Genomic DNA, 14,000 nt, shown 5'->3' with positions numbered 1-14,000 from the left:
CCGGACGAAGCCGGCGGGACCGCGCCGCGGCCGCACGGTCCCGCCGATCGCTGGTCAACAGGTCAGGCGGTGGCCCGCGCGGCCGCCTCGACGAGGTTCGCGACGGCTTCCGGGTGGGAGACCGGCACGGCGTGCGAGGCGCCCGGGACGGTCACGGTGCGGGCGTGGGCGCGCCGGGCCATGGCCCGCTCGGCAGCCGGCGGGATGGCCCGGTCGGCGCCGGCGACCAGGTACCAGGACGGGATGGTCCGCCAGGCCGGTGCACTGCTGGGAGCGGCCAGCGCGGCCAGTGCGACCGGGCGTTGTCCGGCCGCCATCAGGCGGGTCTCGCGGGCGGGCACATCCGCGGCGAAGACCTTCTGGAAGGCAGCCGGGTCGATGTAGGCGTCCTGGCCACCACCGGGGAAGGGCCGCACCACGAGGGACGAGGGCAGTTGGCTGCCCGGGTACTCGCCCGTGATCTGCAGGCTGCTCTCGCCCTGGTCGGGCGCGAAGGCCGCGATGTAGACCAGGGCTTTGACATTGGCGTGGCCGGCGGCGGCGTCGGTGATGACCGCGCCGCCGTAGGAGTGCCCGACCAGGACGACCGGACCGGGGATGGTGTCCAGGACGCCGGACAGGTAGGCGGCGTCGCCGGGCAGGTCGCGCAGCGGGTTCGCCAGGCCGAGGACGGGGTAGCCCTCGCGCTCCAGCCGGGCGACGACCCCGTCCCAGCTGGAGGAGTCGGCGAAGGCGCCGTGCACCAGGACGATCGTCGGCTTGGCCGTTATCACGGCGCCGGCGGCCGGGGCCGCCGGGTTCGGGGCGGCCTGGGAGCTCGCCGGGATGGCGAGCAGGGCCGCGGCCACCAGCGCGGGGATCACGACGCTCTTGCGCCGCAGCAGGGCTTGGCCGGACGGGACGGGCTGGGTGTACGTCATGTCGTCTTCCTTCAAGGTCTCGGGGGCTCGGGGTCTCGGGGGCCGGTCACAGCGTCGGCGGCGGGCCGGTGACGCGCAGGCGGAAGGCCTCCGCCGAGCCCACGACGGCCGCCAGGTCGAAGGCCGGCGGGAGGTCACCGGCCTCGGCGACCGGGGTGCCGTTGGCCTTGAACCATTCCTCGATGAGGGCCGGGCTGAAGACGACGGCGAGCCGGGCGCCCTCGGAGCGGACGAGGTAGCTGTGCGGCACGCCACGCGGGCCGTGGGCGACCTGTCCGGGGGTCAGGTCGTGGCGCTCGTCGCCGACGAAGAACGACACCTCGCCGTCGAGGACGAACCAGAGTTCTTCCTCGTTCTCGTGCACATGGCGCGGCGGCGCGTGGCCTATCGGGTCCGAGAACTCCATGAGGCTCACGGCGTTGCCGGTCGCGGAGCCGGGAAGCAGGATCCTGACCTGCCCGCCGAGGAACCAGAACGGCTCGCGCTCGGGGGTGGACTCGAAGCCGGGGAAATTCTTGATCATGATCGTTCCTAGGGGCGTACGGCGGTTCAGGGGCGGCCGAGGAAACCGAGCAGCATGGTGGTCAGCTCCTCGGGGTGTTCTTCGTAGATCCAGTGGCCGGAGTCAGGAACGGTCACCCCGGTGACGTCCGAGGCGTACTGCGCGGCTTGATCGCCCACCGCGCTGCCGAGGCTGCCCGAGGCGCCGATGGCCAGCACCGGCATCCGCAGCGGGGTCTTCTGGAACTGCGCGTTGTCGTGGATGTCCTGCGGGAACACGCGGAACCAGGCCAGGCTCGCCTCCAGGTGCGCGGGGTCGCGCAGGTAATGGGCGAACACCCGTATGTCTGCCGGGCTCACCGCGCCCTGGACCCCCTCGAACCCGCCGATGAAGCCGGCGGTCCAGGCGACCTCGCGGCCCTTGATCATGTTCTCCGCCAGGCCGTTGGTCAGGTTGAAGAACCCGAAGTTCCACACGCCGGGGCCCTGTTCGGTCAGCGAGGGAATCTTGTAGATGCCCAGGTCCGGGATCGGCGCCTCGCTCAGGACGAGCTTGGTGACGGTGGCCGGGTACTGGGCGGCGTAGGAGTAGGCGACCATCGAGCCGATGTCGTGGCCGACGATCCGCACGTCGTCGTCCTTGCCGAGCGACGCCAGCAGCGCGTGCAGCTTGGCGGCCATCGACTTCTTGTCGTAGCCGGAGGGCGGGGCGTCGCTCTGTCCTGCACCGGGCAGGTCAGGGGCGATGACCGTGTAGTGCTTCGCGAGTGCGGGCATGATGCCGTGCCACTCGTACCAGGTCTGCGGGTAGCCGTGGATGAGCAGCAGCGTCGGTCCGTGGCCGCCGATGACGTAGTTCAGACCGGTGCCGGCGACGCGGGTCCTGTGCTTGCTGAACCCCGCGGGCATCTTCTCGTCGGCGGACGAGGCGGACGCGGGAACCGCGTGAGTTGCGAGGACCGCATGAGGTGCGGGAGGTGCGGCCGCGGTGATCGTGGTCGCGCCCACGGCGACGGCCACGGCGAGGGCCGCGCCGAGCAGGCGGCGGTTTCCGGGCAGGGGGAATCTCATTCGGTACTCCTGGACGGGTGGTGGGTGACGGAACGTCGGCGGGCAGCCACGGCGCACGGGATCAGGCACGGCACAGGGGATCAGAGGGTGTCGGTCATGCCTCCGTCGATGAGAAAGTCGGCGCCGGTGACGTTGCCCGAACACCGGCCGGCCAGGAACACGACCAGGTCGGCCACTTCGGAGGGCAGGGTGAAACGGCCGGTGACGGCATCGGCCGCGGCGGTCTCGGCGACGGTGCCCGGATCGAGGCCCAGGCCGGCGCCGACGGTCGCGGCCACCCCGTCAGCGCCCTTCCACAGCCCGGTCTCGACCGGGCCCGGGCTCACCGAATTGACGCGCACGCCCTGCGGTCCCACCTGCTTGGACAGCGCCTTGCAGAAGTTGGAGAGGGCCGCCTTCGCGGCGCTGTAGTCGATGACCAGCGGGTCGGGAAGCCGGGCGTTGACGGAAGAGACGGTGACGATCCGGCCGTCGCCGGACGCGATCAGGTGCGGCAGCGCGCTGCGGGTGGCCCTGACGGCGGCCATCACGTTGACCGTGAACGTCCAGTCCCAGTCCGCGTCGGTCGTGGCCAGGAAGCCGTCGACCCGCGGCCGCACCGCGCCGACGTTGTTCACCAGGACGTCGAGCCCGCCGTACAGCCCGGCCGCGGCGGCCACGAGCGTACCCGGGCCGTCGGGGGTGGCCAGGTCGACCTCCACGACGGTCAGCTCAGCGCCCCCCTTGACCAGGTCGTCGAGTTCCTCGGTACGTTTCCTGGTCCCGGCGATGACGCGGGCCCCGGCTGCCAGGAGGCGCTCGGTGACCGCCAGGCCGATACCGCGGCCGGCGCCGGTGACCACGGCCCTTTGACCGGCCAGGCCCAGGTCGAAGGCGGGCGCGGTCACTGCGAGGGCTCCAGGCTCTGCCGCCGGAGCCAGGCCAGCGCCGCGTCCGCGACCTCGCGCCAGCCGCCGTCGATCGTGAGCGAGTGCCCTCGGTCGGGGAAGCTCATGAACTCGGTGACAGCCTGCGAGTGCCGGTACTGCTTGAGCGTGGCACGGGTGACGGCCTCAGGAACGGTGTGGTCCTTGCCGCCGGACATCAGCAGCATCGGACCACGCCCGGAGTTCGCGGTGTCGACCTTCGCCGGCGAATGGGGGTCGAAGTTCGCCGCGGCGGCCTCGAACAGCGGCTTGCCCGGCGCCGGGATGGTCCACTGCTCGTACAGCGCGTCGGACTCCACCTCGGTCAGGGCGTTGCCGAACGCGAAGCGGAACTGCTCGGCGGTGAGGGACACGGCGCGGTGCTTGTTCGCCGGGTTCCTGAACACCGGCAGCGTCGCCCGCAGCGCGGACAGCGGCAGCGGCAGGACCCCCTTGATCTGGGCCGCGTCGATCGCCACGGCGGCCGCGGCCAGGTCCTGGCCGAGGAGCTTCTGGGCGATCATGCCGCCGAAGGAGTGGCCGATGAGGATCGGCAGCGTCTCCATGGAGCGGATGATCGCCGCGTAGTGCTCGACGACGTCGTCGATACCGTGGTCGGCGATGCTCTCCGGGTTCTGCCGCGCCTCCTCCACGGTGTCCGGATCGCCGGGCCAGCCTGGCGCGGACGGAGCGTAGCCCTCCTTGCGGAACAGGTCGATCCAGGGCTGCCAGGACGTGCTGTGCAGCCACAGGCCGTGGATGAAGAGGACCGGGATCGGGCTGGTCATGGCGATGAGGCCTTTCTCAGGAGCGGAATCAGCGGATGCTGGTTGGCCGATGTCGGTGTAGGGATCAGGGGCGGGTGCCGAACGGGCCGAGCATCCCGGCGTCGATACGGAAGGACTCGACCAGGGCCGCCGCGTTGTCGAGGGTGAACACGTCGGCGGCGGCGAGGACCCCGGTGTACTTCGCGATGACCGGCGCGGCGGCCTGGACCGCCACCGCGTCGAGGTACGTCTTGAAGATCGCCCACGAGTTGCCCTGCGGGCCGTACTTCTCGAAGTACGGCGTGGGGTCCAGGTTCATCGACGCCCGCGTGGAGGCTTCGAGGTCGGCCATGTAGGCACGCTGGAGGTCGCCGTCCGCGCGCACGCCGAGCCGGCCGAGATGGCCGCCGACGAGGGTCCGCCACGGGTACCCCATGGCGATGTCGTGCGCCCGGAGCCAGGCCGGGATGTCCTGGGAGACCGCGAGGTTCTTGAACGGCACCCAGCCCGGGTACAGGACGTCGACGACCATCAGGGTCTTGTGTTCCGGGGCGTGGATGAAGATGTTGTCCGGGCTGTGGTTGGGGCCGTGATAGGCCAGCTCCAGGCGCTCGCCGCCGACGTGGAGCGTGTAGCGGTCCTCGAAGGTCACGGTCGGCGCCGGACGGTTCGGGTCGTTGTCGCGCCGCAGCAGGCGCCGGCATTCGGCATGGCCGATGCGCACGACGTCCTTGCCGAAGATCGACGAGGCCCCGATGTGGTCGGCGTGCGAGTGCGAGTAGACCAGGTGCGTGACCTTCGCCGGACGGCCGTTGGCCCGCGTCACCTCGGCGATCGCCCGCAGAAGGTTGTGCCCGATCGTCGGCGGCGCGTCGACCAGGACGACGCCGTCCCGGGTGCTGAGGAACATCGCCTGGTAGAAGCCGTCGGTGACCCAGTGGAGGTTTCCGCCGATCCGGCCGACGAAGTACCCCGAATCGTTGAGGTCCGGCCCGGTCGCGGCGGCGGGGATCGGTGCGAAGTCGGGAAGGCCTGGAGCGTCGGCCGCGTCGGCGGTGCCCTCCAGGGCACCGCCGACCACGGCTGCGAAGGGCAGCGCGGCCGCCGTACGCAGCAGGGTCCGGCGGTTCGCCGGGGCGTTCCAGGGCATCGGGTTCATGGACATGCCTTTCCGGATCGGAGATGCGGCGCCGAGGGGTTCAGTCGCTCGCAGCGGACCGCCCGCCGTGCCGAGCACGATCGCGGCCACCGCGGGCCAGGCCGCTGTGAGGCCCACCACGGACATCGATGTCAGCGGAGTTCCACCCGACTGCCCACAGCACAGCAGCAGGCCCGGTCCGTTCGAACCGGGGTAAGACCCCTGTCCTGGCACGCCGCGGCCGCGTGGCAGGACAGGGGATCGGCCCCGGTGCGAAGCAAAGGCGAGCCGTGGTGAGATGACCCCGACCCGCGCCGGGCGGCCCGCCGCATCCGGCCCCGGCGCGCGCCCGGAGCAAGGAAGGGGGACCGATATCCAAAGGCGTCCGGCCACCGGCTGCCCACCGCAACGGGCACCGGAAGCGGCAAAGGCCCAAAGCACGAGGATTGTCGCTCTCCCACAGAAACTTCTGCGGGCGACCTTGTCGGCTGGGGGCGACGTGCCGGTGCCCGCAGCAGACCCGGACGGCAGCCTGCACGGGCACGTTATCGTCGGGCCCAGGGCTGGGGTGGCGAGGAGCGAGAAGTGCGGAATGAAGAGAAAAGACTGCCGCTTCCGATGGTCGTGGACAGCGAGCGTTGGGTGAGCATGGTGGCAGAACGAACGGTACTGGGCATCGTGCACAACATCACTTCGGCGACTCGACTGCTCGATCTGCTGGCCGCGTTCGAAGGCGATCGGCGAGTGCAGACTGTCTTCACATGTACAGAATCGTCAGCTCTTGACGGGGGGACACTCGAATTCTTCGCCTCTCAAGGTTTTCTCCACATACCGTGGAGCGAAGCGAAGGCACGTAAATTCGATGTGGCGATAGCCACCAGCCGCGGCGGGGACCTGCGCAATCTGCGGACACCATTGATCGGTGCGCCTCACGGAGCAGGTTATAATAAGCATTTGAAGCCGGAAGCCGGAAGCCGGAAGCCGGAAGCCGGAAGCCGGAAGCCGGAAGCCGGAAGCCGGAAGCCGGAAGCCGGAAGCCGGAAGCCGGAAGCCGGAAGCCGGAAGCCGGAAGCCGGAAGCCTTCGGGTTGTCGCCGGACTGGCTGATGCACAACGGACGGGTAATCCCGTCAGCCATCGTGCTCTCCCACGAGGAACAGCGGGATCGGCTTGCGGTGAGCTGTCCCGAAGCTGTTCCCGTCAGCGTGGTGGCGGGTGATCCGTGCTTTGACCAGTTGCGGGTGAGCAGGCCGTTCCGTGAGACCTACCGGCACGCGCTTGGTGTCAGGCCCGGCCAGAAGCTGATAGTGGTCTCCTCGACCTGGGGGCAGGAGTCGGTCCTGGCATCGGAAGATCCCGCGACCGATGTCCTTCGCCGCGCGCTGGCGGAACTTCCGGCCGACGAGTATCGGGTTCTTGCCGCAATCCACCCGAACGCATGGTACGGCCACGGCGGGTGGCAATTGCAGAGCTGGTTGGCCCCGCTCACGGACTGCGGGCTGTTGCTGCCGTCGCCGGAATCAGAAACATGGAAGGCTGCCCTACTGGCAGCGGATGGATTTTTTGGCGACCACGGCTCTTTGAGCATGTATTCAGTAGCCTTGAACGTTCCCACCATCCTGGGCTCTTTCGCGGAATCGAAAATCGCGCCTCGTTCCCCTATGGCCCGGCTGGGCGAATTGCTGCCTCGCCTGTCGCAACACCGGCAGGTTCTGCCCCAACTCCTCGAAGCCGTCGCCGATCAGCCCGACAAGGTTGAACTGCAACGGCTGGGCGGGACCGTCACCTCCCGGCCGGGAGAGTCAGCCGCTCTGCTGCGACACCTGTTCTACAAGTGGCTCGATCTCCCCGAGCCCGCAATACCGGCGAGTCCGCGTGTGGTTCCTGTCCCCCCGGCTAATCCGGTCAGACCCTTGTCGCCGGCCGCGCCACCGATGTACGTATCGGTGGTCCCCGTGAATGGCCGGGCGACCGTGGCGCGATATCCGGCGGCCGTGCAGCGGCGCAGGGAGGAACGGCATCTGGCAGGCACCCACCTCGTGGCCGATATCAACGATCCCGACAGCCGATGGCCCGGTTCGGCCGACATTCTGCTGGTGCCGCTCGGCCGCTCTCGCTCTTCGCGCGGTCCACAGGGACGGCCGGAGGCATTCGCCCGGTATCCAGGGTGTGCGCTGCTCGCTGTCGAGGAGCCCGAGGACGGCTGCCTGGCTCTACTCAGGAATCACCTGCGGCTGCGGGTCTGCTGGAGCGGCCGACGCCCGTGGTGGGCGTCGGCCGCGATCTGCGCGTCGGTGGTGCACGATCACGTCATATCCGGGCCGGATACCCATGCCCCGGCCCGGGTTCAGGTGACGATCGGCCAGGAGGCCGAGCCAGGGCTGCTCGACATTTTTCCTGCCTGACGCTGCGCCAGGATCGACCTCCGACTATTCCGTCCGTTCTGTCTCTTCTGCGAGATGCCGTTCCACTTCTTGAGCTCGCGGGCTGTTCGCCTTCCGGAACAGACCAGCAGCGGCACTCCAGTCACTCGCGCCCCTTGCCCGGTCGCCCTGCTCGAACAGCAGTTTGCCCCGGAGATGGAAAATGATGGCCTGCTGGTAATCGGTACCATGCTGGGGCATGATCCGAATTGCCCGGCCGAAAGCGCCCAGGGCTTCTTCCAGCTCCCCGGCCGCCTGCCGGGCCTCGGCATAACGGGTCAGCGTCCGAGCTTCGTTGTAGTAGTCCGGCTTGGGCAGTGCCGTGAATTGGTCCCGTGCGGACGTCAGTTCTGCGGCGGCTTCGTCATGCCTGCCCAGGGCGGTGTAGACGGGACCTGTATGGAAGGCGATCAAGGCACGGCCGCGGGGATGAGCAATTCCGTCCAGGGCCCGCAGTGCGGCGTCCAGGTATTCCAGAGCGCGCTCGGCGTCGCCCTCCTTGTGTGTGAGCTGGCCAAGCCCCTCCAGCAGGCTGGACTCCGTGCGTCGCTCCCCTTCCGTCTGCTGTCTGCCTTCCGGACGCACGAGGACGAGCGCCTGCTCGAAGTCCTCGCGCGCGGCTTCCGGGTCGCCCTGGACCCTGCTCCATCGGTCGAGACGGGCATAGCCACGGCTGTATCGCATTCTGGCGGCAGCCAGCAGATCGCCGCATTCCAGCGCGGATTCGTAGGCCACCCCGGCCGTCTCGATCCAGGCAGCGTGGTACCCGCACCGGAGGAAGAATGTCCACATCCCCTGATTCAGACGCCATGCCACCTCGTAACGACGGGTTTCGTGGGCCACGCCCACCGCGCGGCACAGGCTCTCACGCCGCAGTTCGAGTTCCGCGACGACTGCCTGTTGGTCAACTGGACCGGTCGGCGCATACTCGGGATACGCTCCTGCCGGATCGTGCCGGTACCGGGACGACAGGGCCGCGTCCATCCGCTCCGCGAATTCCATGAAATGCCGCAGCAGTCGGTCCAACGCCGCCTCGCGTTCCGCTTCTGGCTCGTCAGCATGAGTACAGGCCAGAGCGTGATCATGGATCAAGTGGTGCTGGAAGGCATAGGTCTCGGGGCCGGTCCGTTCGACGAGGTTCGCCACCACGAGCGCCGACAGCGCTTCCCCTCGGGCCGACTCGTCGGTGCCGGGCAGCAGAGCGCCTACTACATCCATGTGGAAGCCAGCGGTCGGATGCAGACCGAGGCGACGGTACAGCCGCGCCGCTACCGGTGCCCGCTCCACAAAGCTGCGGTACGAGGAGGCAGCCATGGCGGTCGCCGTCAGTTCACCCTCCTGACCGAAGGCCCCGAGCCTGGTTTCGCGCGTCGACATTTCCACCGCCAGCTCCCGGATTCTTCCGGGGTACCCGACCGCAAGCTGCCCGCCAGCCAAGCACAAGGCCAGCGGCAGCCCGCCACACGCCTCGGTGATCCGATCGAGTTCCGGTGCGAACTTCACCGCATCGGCCTCCAGCCGGCCCACCTTGACCAGAACCTTCCGGCTGTGCTCAGGCGGGAGCGGCGGAATCTTCACGGGCAATGCGTGATATGTGGCGACCAACTGCGGCAGAAGTGAGTTGCTGGTGATGAGTACGACACTGTCCGACGAGCCCGGCATCAACTGGGCAACCTGCGAGGCGAGTACGACATCTTCCAGCATCACGAGCAGCGGGGCCCGTTCGGTGAGCGCCTGGAAGAACACCTGTCGGCTCTCGGGGTCTGCGGGAACATCCTCCTTCGGCACCCCCAGCTCGCGGAACCAGCGCTCCAGAATCGCCATTATGTCCGGCAGATTCCCCGAGGCGTCCCTTCCCAGCGAGGCACGCAGTTGGCGCTCGGGCAGTTCATCGTTGCGCCTGCGCCGCCAGTGGTGCGCGGTTGCGGAACTGCCGATGCCGAGCACACCGTAGAGATACAGCACTGTACGAACACGACCGCCCTTGCACGACGCCCATGCCTCGTCCATCTGGCGCTGGATCTCCCAGTTGTTCTCGTAGTACTGACTCTGCGGCCCGGGGATACGAGGCACCGGGGCCGCCACGCCTCGCCCGGAGGACGGCACAACAGCCGGATTCGCGTAGTAGTTGTAGACGTTTGACACCTGCGTCTGGTCACCCACCACCATGGTGCCGTTGTTGACGGCGGTCTGAGCATCGGTCAGCAAGTCCCGCAATTCGCCCGCCAGCGAAGGTTGCTCTGTCAACAGATCGAGCAGTCTTCCACTCAACCGCCCTTCCGCGTCCGCCGTCGCCGTTCCACCCTGCTGGTCCGTCCTCGAACCATCGCGCATATCTTCCAGTTCACGCAGAACCGCCTCCCCCTCGGCCTGCTCGTCAAGCCCGAACAGCGCCCCCACCCGGGACTTGAAGACGGTCCACGCATCAGACATCGCTACTCCGACCAGGGCCGTCGCCCCCGACGTGGCCAGCGCAACCAGCTCTTCCATCAAGCCCCCTGTATCGTCCGACCTCTCCACAGTCACCGTAAAGGTATGGAGACGGCACGCTCCATCCCCGACACAACCGGCAACGGCGAAATACGGGCGGCCGAGCAGCACTCCACCGGAAGAGTTGACGACGCGACGCCGACCGCACGGGCCGAGGCATCCTCTCAGGACCGGAGGAAGATCCGTGCCTGGTCACGACGTGCACCATGCACGGACACCAGGAGAACACCTCGACGGGCTCCAGCGAGAGGTAGCCCTCGGAGCCGAGAAACGGCAAAGGGCCGGGTGCGTCGTGGGTCGTCGGTGGCGCGGGTGAGGTCGATCAGTCTGAGGTGGTCACATGCCAACCGGACGTTACCTCTCTTGCCGACTCCGTGCGTGAGACCCGCCCGATTCAACGTCTCGATCGAGGCTATGGCCCCTGGCGCTCAACCCGGCGCGTGCGGACCCGGCTGGTACACAGCCCACGTCTTGGAGGTGGCCGAGGACGAACGATTCCTGCTCGCCGTCCTGGCCGACCGGTCAGGGGCGATGGATGAGGTGGCCGGCTGGCTGCGGCCGGACGACTTCGCCGACACCGCCCACGCCCACCTCTACCGATGCCTGAGCGCGTTGCATCACCGCGGTGAGCCCATCGACCAGATGACGCTGGTGTGGGAGGCCCAGCGACGCGGCCTGCTCGCCGACGGCACACTGACCGCCGACCAGCTCGCCAGCATCTGCGACGGCAGCGGCGCTGGGAACGCCGAGTGGCTCGGTGAGCGGATCATGCGCTCCTCCCTCACCCGCACCGCCGCCACCTCCGCCCGCGCCATCCGGGCACTGGCCGAGAACGAAGCACTGGCCCCGGGACGGCTCATCAGCCACGCCCTGCACGCCCTCGACCCCCTCAACGACGCCCGCACCCGCTGGCAGACCACCAACGACACCCCCGGGCCAACCCTCGCGCCCACGCCGCCGGCCGGCACATCCCCGCCCGCCCGGGCCCACGCCGCGCTCGCCCGCAGCACACCACAACCACCGGCCCAACCCCCGCAACGCCCCGGCGCCTTCCCTGCGGCACCCACCGCACGCACTTCCTCACGGGCCCCCACCTGAACCACTCGCCAGTCCCGTCCGCCTCTCGTCCGTGACGACCCGTGGGGGCGTCAGCCGGTCCGGCGTTCCCTCGCGGCGCGACCCGAGGATCGCCGCCGTCTGAGCCAGTCGCCGGTTTCACCGATGGCGATCACGAGCACGGCGGTCGCGGCACACCCGATGAGGTTGACCGACTGGCCAAAGAGCTTGCCGAGAAGCCAAAGAAGCATGGTCACAACCACCCACCACGCAACCAACGACCTGATTTCGGACCACCAGGGCAGCTTCATCACAGCATCACAGCACGTCCCACCCTGCTTTGCCCAGCGCCCCAGCCCTCAAAGGGGCGCCTTGCCTGCCGGGGCGCTCGTGTACTGACCGAGTTCCCACGCGGCAATCCGGGTCACGGAGGTCTTGACCGCCGGCATCGACAACGATAGGTCCAGGGCAGGCCAGTCCGTGAAGCTTCAAAATCTCCGGCCACCGCGGCGGCTACGCCACCGAATGCCCCGACGTCCAGCTCTGCGCCCAGTCCCCCACCATCCGCATCTGGGCCGCCGGACTGACACTCAAGTCCGTTGCCGGGAGTGGATCCGGCAGCACGTACTACACGAAGTCGACCACCACCGTGAACTGGCCAACGAGCACGCCCACTTCGCTCATCACCCTCTTCGAAGTCCCAGGCTGACGGCAAAGTCGTCGCCTCGGCCGTCGGCACCGCGACTTGGGCCAAGGCGACCTTCACGCCCCACTGGCCTTTCACACCAAGCCCGGGCCCGGCACTGCCCGGCGGAACGGTGAACACCACCGCGGTCCCCGTCACACTCGTCTCGGAGAGCCGCGGACTCTTTCGTGCGGCTGTCGAGCTGGGTGTTCTTCGGCAATCGGTTGAGTGTCGAAGCAGGGGTGGCGCTCCACGGCGGGATCCCGTGGAGCGCCACCCTACTCATGGCTGGTCAGTGGCTAGGTCAGCCCCTTGTGTGGACAATGCGGTAAGAGGACACGTAGGTGCGAGAAGTTCGCGCCCAGCTCCAGCCTCCGGTGCGGGTCCACTTGTAGCCCGACCACGCGACGCGATATGTGACGCGGTCGCGGTAGGAATACTGGTAGCGGGTTTCGAAGGAAGCCAAGATCTTCTGTCGGCCCCAGCCGTACCAGGCGGCGATGGGCACAGGCCCCCAGTCGCCGCTGATGACGTCCATGTACCAGTGGTAGTTGTAATTCTGCCAGCTGCCGTAGCTCTAGCCAGTCGTGCGCAGAACGGTCGTGTAGCTGCGGCCGGTCCAGGCATGCTTTGGGACCCGGCAGGTCGCGCAGCCGGTCACGTCCTCGTTGTTGACTGGGTCGGCGCAAGCGTAGTCGTAGGCGTTGCAGCTACCGCCGGGGACCGGGTCGGAGGACAGGAAGCGTCCCAGGGTGGGGCTGTAGAGGCGCACGCCCATGAGTGTGAGGTCCGTAAGGGACTCACTGGAACGGTGCATGCCTCCATGCCAGCCGTAGCGGGTGGCGGGTGGTGGCGTGATCTGCGGCACGATTGCCGTACTCGTCGGTGCTGAGGACCGTGGCCGCCTGTCCGGCGGTAGTGGGCAGTTGGATTACAACGTCACCGTGCAGGTTGACCAGTTGGAGCACGGTCCCGCCGCTCTTAGCGGTGGTCGCGGCGAGCTGGCCGTCGAAGCCGTTGACACTGCGGGTCAGAGCACCGGTGGCAGTGTCTTCCACGATCCAGCGCGGGGTATCGGGGTCGGAACTGTAGTGGTTGAGTTTGGACTGGGTCTTGGTCCAGCTACCCGAGTTGTTGGTCTCGACCGTCCAGGCGCGCGAGCGCAGCTGGGAGTCGAGGGTCCATGTCTGGCGCTGGTTTGCCGCGGTCTGCTGACGGACCAGGTCATTGGCGTAGTACGCCAGCGTGGTGCCGGGAGCCTCGATGGTACGGCCGAAAGCGTCGTATGTGTAGCCGGCGTCGACCAGGCGGTCGGCGCTGTCGTAGGCGTGGCTGGTTGTTGTCGCGCCTGCAGTCGTGCATTCCAGTCCGGGGGCTGCCGTGGCCAGAGACTTGCGGTTGGAGTTCTTGTCGAAGATGTAACTGCGGGTTACGCAGATGCCGTCGACTGCGTCGTCCGCTGCCCGGGTGAGTCTGCCAATCCGGTCGTAGGTGTAGGTTTCGCCAGCGGTCTGGCCGGCGGAGCCGGTGCAGGAGGAGCGCTGCCCGTGGACAGTGGGCACGATGGTTTCGGAGAAGAGGATTTCCCCGTCGCTGTCGCGGCTGTAGCTGCGCTCAGTGGGCATGCCTGCCGGGTTGGTGTTCTGGCGCATGGTAAATCCGCCGGGCAGTTTCCGAGTCAGGACCTGGCCGTCGGCGTCGTAGGTGACGGAGAACTCACCGGCTACCGAGTCGGTGAAGTCGACGATTACCCAGAGGCTCGCACCATCCCCGGACTGCTCATCCACCGCTACGACTCCCCCCGTAGGCACGGGCCTGATCTTCCCGACCCTGCCGACCGCCGTAGCCGCCTACAGAAAGTGGTGCGGGAACTCAGGGGATGATGTGGAGGAGTAGGCAGTTTCCCTGCGCACCCAGCATCCAGCATCCTTGACCTTCTCCTGAGGAACTGCGTATCGGCGACGTCGCGGCGGTCGGCTCGAAGGAGCACGGCCAGGCTTCGGCTTCAGGGCTCAGGATCGGATCGCGCCGGTGGTCTTTGAGCG

The 14,000-nt window shown here is 68.2% G+C and carries 14 protein-coding genes; 3 read left to right on the top strand and 11 right to left on the bottom strand.

Annotated elements, in window-relative coordinates:
• Window positions 1–62 precede the first annotated feature (62 nt).
• The 6 genes from OG214_RS22320 to OG214_RS22295 all read right to left on the bottom strand — a co-directional run bounded on the left by OG214_RS22320 (window position 63) and on the right by OG214_RS22295 (window position 5,329).
• Entirely contained in the window at window positions 63–920 is an 858-nt protein-coding gene (locus tag OG214_RS22320) for an alpha/beta fold hydrolase (protein ID WP_405985726.1), read from the bottom strand.
• Between the two features lie 46 nt (window positions 921–966).
• The gene (locus OG214_RS22315) at window positions 967–1,443 is read right to left on the bottom strand and encodes a cupin domain-containing protein (RefSeq protein ID WP_363084141.1); all 477 of its coding nucleotides are present in this window, start codon (window positions 1,441–1,443) and stop codon (window positions 967–969) included.
• Between the two features lie 26 nt (window positions 1,444–1,469).
• Window positions 1,470–2,492 (bottom strand): alpha/beta hydrolase, encoded by a 1,023-nt coding sequence (locus tag OG214_RS22310; RefSeq protein ID WP_363084142.1) that lies wholly within the window; start codon window positions 2,490–2,492, stop codon window positions 1,470–1,472.
• 80 nt (window positions 2,493–2,572) lie between these two features.
• A complete protein-coding gene (locus OG214_RS22305; protein WP_363084143.1) occupies window positions 2,573–3,379 on the bottom strand; it encodes an SDR family oxidoreductase in 807 nt (268 codons plus the stop codon).
• The gene (locus OG214_RS22300; RefSeq protein WP_405985725.1) at window positions 3,376–4,185 is read right to left on the bottom strand and encodes an alpha/beta hydrolase; all 810 of its coding nucleotides are present in this window, start codon (window positions 4,183–4,185) and stop codon (window positions 3,376–3,378) included. The genes OG214_RS22305 and OG214_RS22300 overlap by 4 nt, the downstream gene beginning before the upstream one ends.
• A gap of 64 nt (window positions 4,186–4,249) precedes the next feature.
• Window positions 4,250–5,329 (bottom strand): MBL fold metallo-hydrolase, encoded by a 1,080-nt coding sequence (locus tag OG214_RS22295; RefSeq protein WP_405985724.1) that lies wholly within the window; start codon window positions 5,327–5,329, stop codon window positions 4,250–4,252.
• A 558-nt stretch (window positions 5,330–5,887) separates the two neighbouring features.
• Between OG214_RS22295 and OG214_RS22290 the strand changes: the two genes are divergently transcribed.
• Both OG214_RS22290 and OG214_RS22285 read left to right on the top strand, forming a co-directional pair.
• Window positions 5,888–6,520 (top strand): hypothetical protein, encoded by a 633-nt coding sequence (locus OG214_RS22290; protein ID WP_405985723.1) that lies wholly within the window; start codon window positions 5,888–5,890, stop codon window positions 6,518–6,520.
• Window positions 6,441–7,706 carry a hypothetical protein gene (locus tag OG214_RS22285; RefSeq protein WP_405985722.1) on the top strand — a complete coding sequence of 422 codons (1,266 nt, stop codon included), beginning with the start codon at window positions 6,441–6,443 and terminating at the stop codon, window positions 7,704–7,706. The genes OG214_RS22290 and OG214_RS22285 overlap by 80 nt, the downstream gene beginning before the upstream one ends.
• Window positions 7,707–7,730: 24 nt before the next feature.
• Here OG214_RS22285 and OG214_RS22280 read toward each other — a convergent pair whose 3' ends face one another.
• Window positions 7,731–10,214: a tetratricopeptide repeat protein gene (locus tag OG214_RS22280; RefSeq protein WP_405985721.1), complete on the bottom strand. Its 2,484-nt coding sequence runs from the start codon at window positions 10,212–10,214 to the stop codon at window positions 7,731–7,733.
• 477 nt (window positions 10,215–10,691) lie between these two features.
• On the opposite strand from OG214_RS22280, the gene OG214_RS22275 reads away from it, so the two are divergent.
• On the top strand, window positions 10,692–11,312 hold the full coding sequence (locus tag OG214_RS22275; RefSeq protein ID WP_405987570.1) for a DnaB-like helicase N-terminal domain-containing protein: 621 nt from the start codon (window positions 10,692–10,694) through the stop codon (window positions 11,310–11,312).
• A gap of 50 nt (window positions 11,313–11,362) precedes the next feature.
• Here the strand turns inward: OG214_RS22275 and OG214_RS22270 are convergent, their stop codons facing one another.
• The 4 genes from OG214_RS22270 to OG214_RS22255 all read right to left on the bottom strand — a co-directional run bounded on the left by OG214_RS22270 (window position 11,363) and on the right by OG214_RS22255 (window position 13,742).
• Window positions 11,363–11,581 (bottom strand): hypothetical protein, encoded by a 219-nt coding sequence (locus tag OG214_RS22270; RefSeq protein WP_405985720.1) that lies wholly within the window; start codon window positions 11,579–11,581, stop codon window positions 11,363–11,365.
• A gap of 678 nt (window positions 11,582–12,259) precedes the next feature.
• The gene (locus tag OG214_RS22265; protein ID WP_363080127.1) at window positions 12,260–12,493 is read right to left on the bottom strand and encodes a hypothetical protein; all 234 of its coding nucleotides are present in this window, start codon (window positions 12,491–12,493) and stop codon (window positions 12,260–12,262) included.
• Window positions 12,494–12,532: 39 nt separating this feature from the next.
• Window positions 12,533–12,772 carry an RHS repeat-associated core domain-containing protein gene (locus OG214_RS22260; protein ID WP_405985719.1) on the bottom strand — a complete coding sequence of 80 codons (240 nt, stop codon included), beginning with the start codon at window positions 12,770–12,772 and terminating at the stop codon, window positions 12,533–12,535.
• On the bottom strand, window positions 12,756–13,742 hold the full coding sequence (locus OG214_RS22255; protein WP_405985718.1) for a hypothetical protein: 987 nt from the start codon (window positions 13,740–13,742) through the stop codon (window positions 12,756–12,758). The genes OG214_RS22260 and OG214_RS22255 overlap by 17 nt, the downstream gene beginning before the upstream one ends.
• Window positions 13,743–14,000 lie beyond the last annotated feature (258 nt).

This window comes from Streptomyces sp. NBC_00872 (genome assembly GCF_045161915.1).
GTDB lineage: Bacteria > Actinomycetota > Actinomycetes > Streptomycetales > Streptomycetaceae > Streptomyces.
This window is presented reverse-complemented; position numbering and strand designations above follow the sequence as displayed.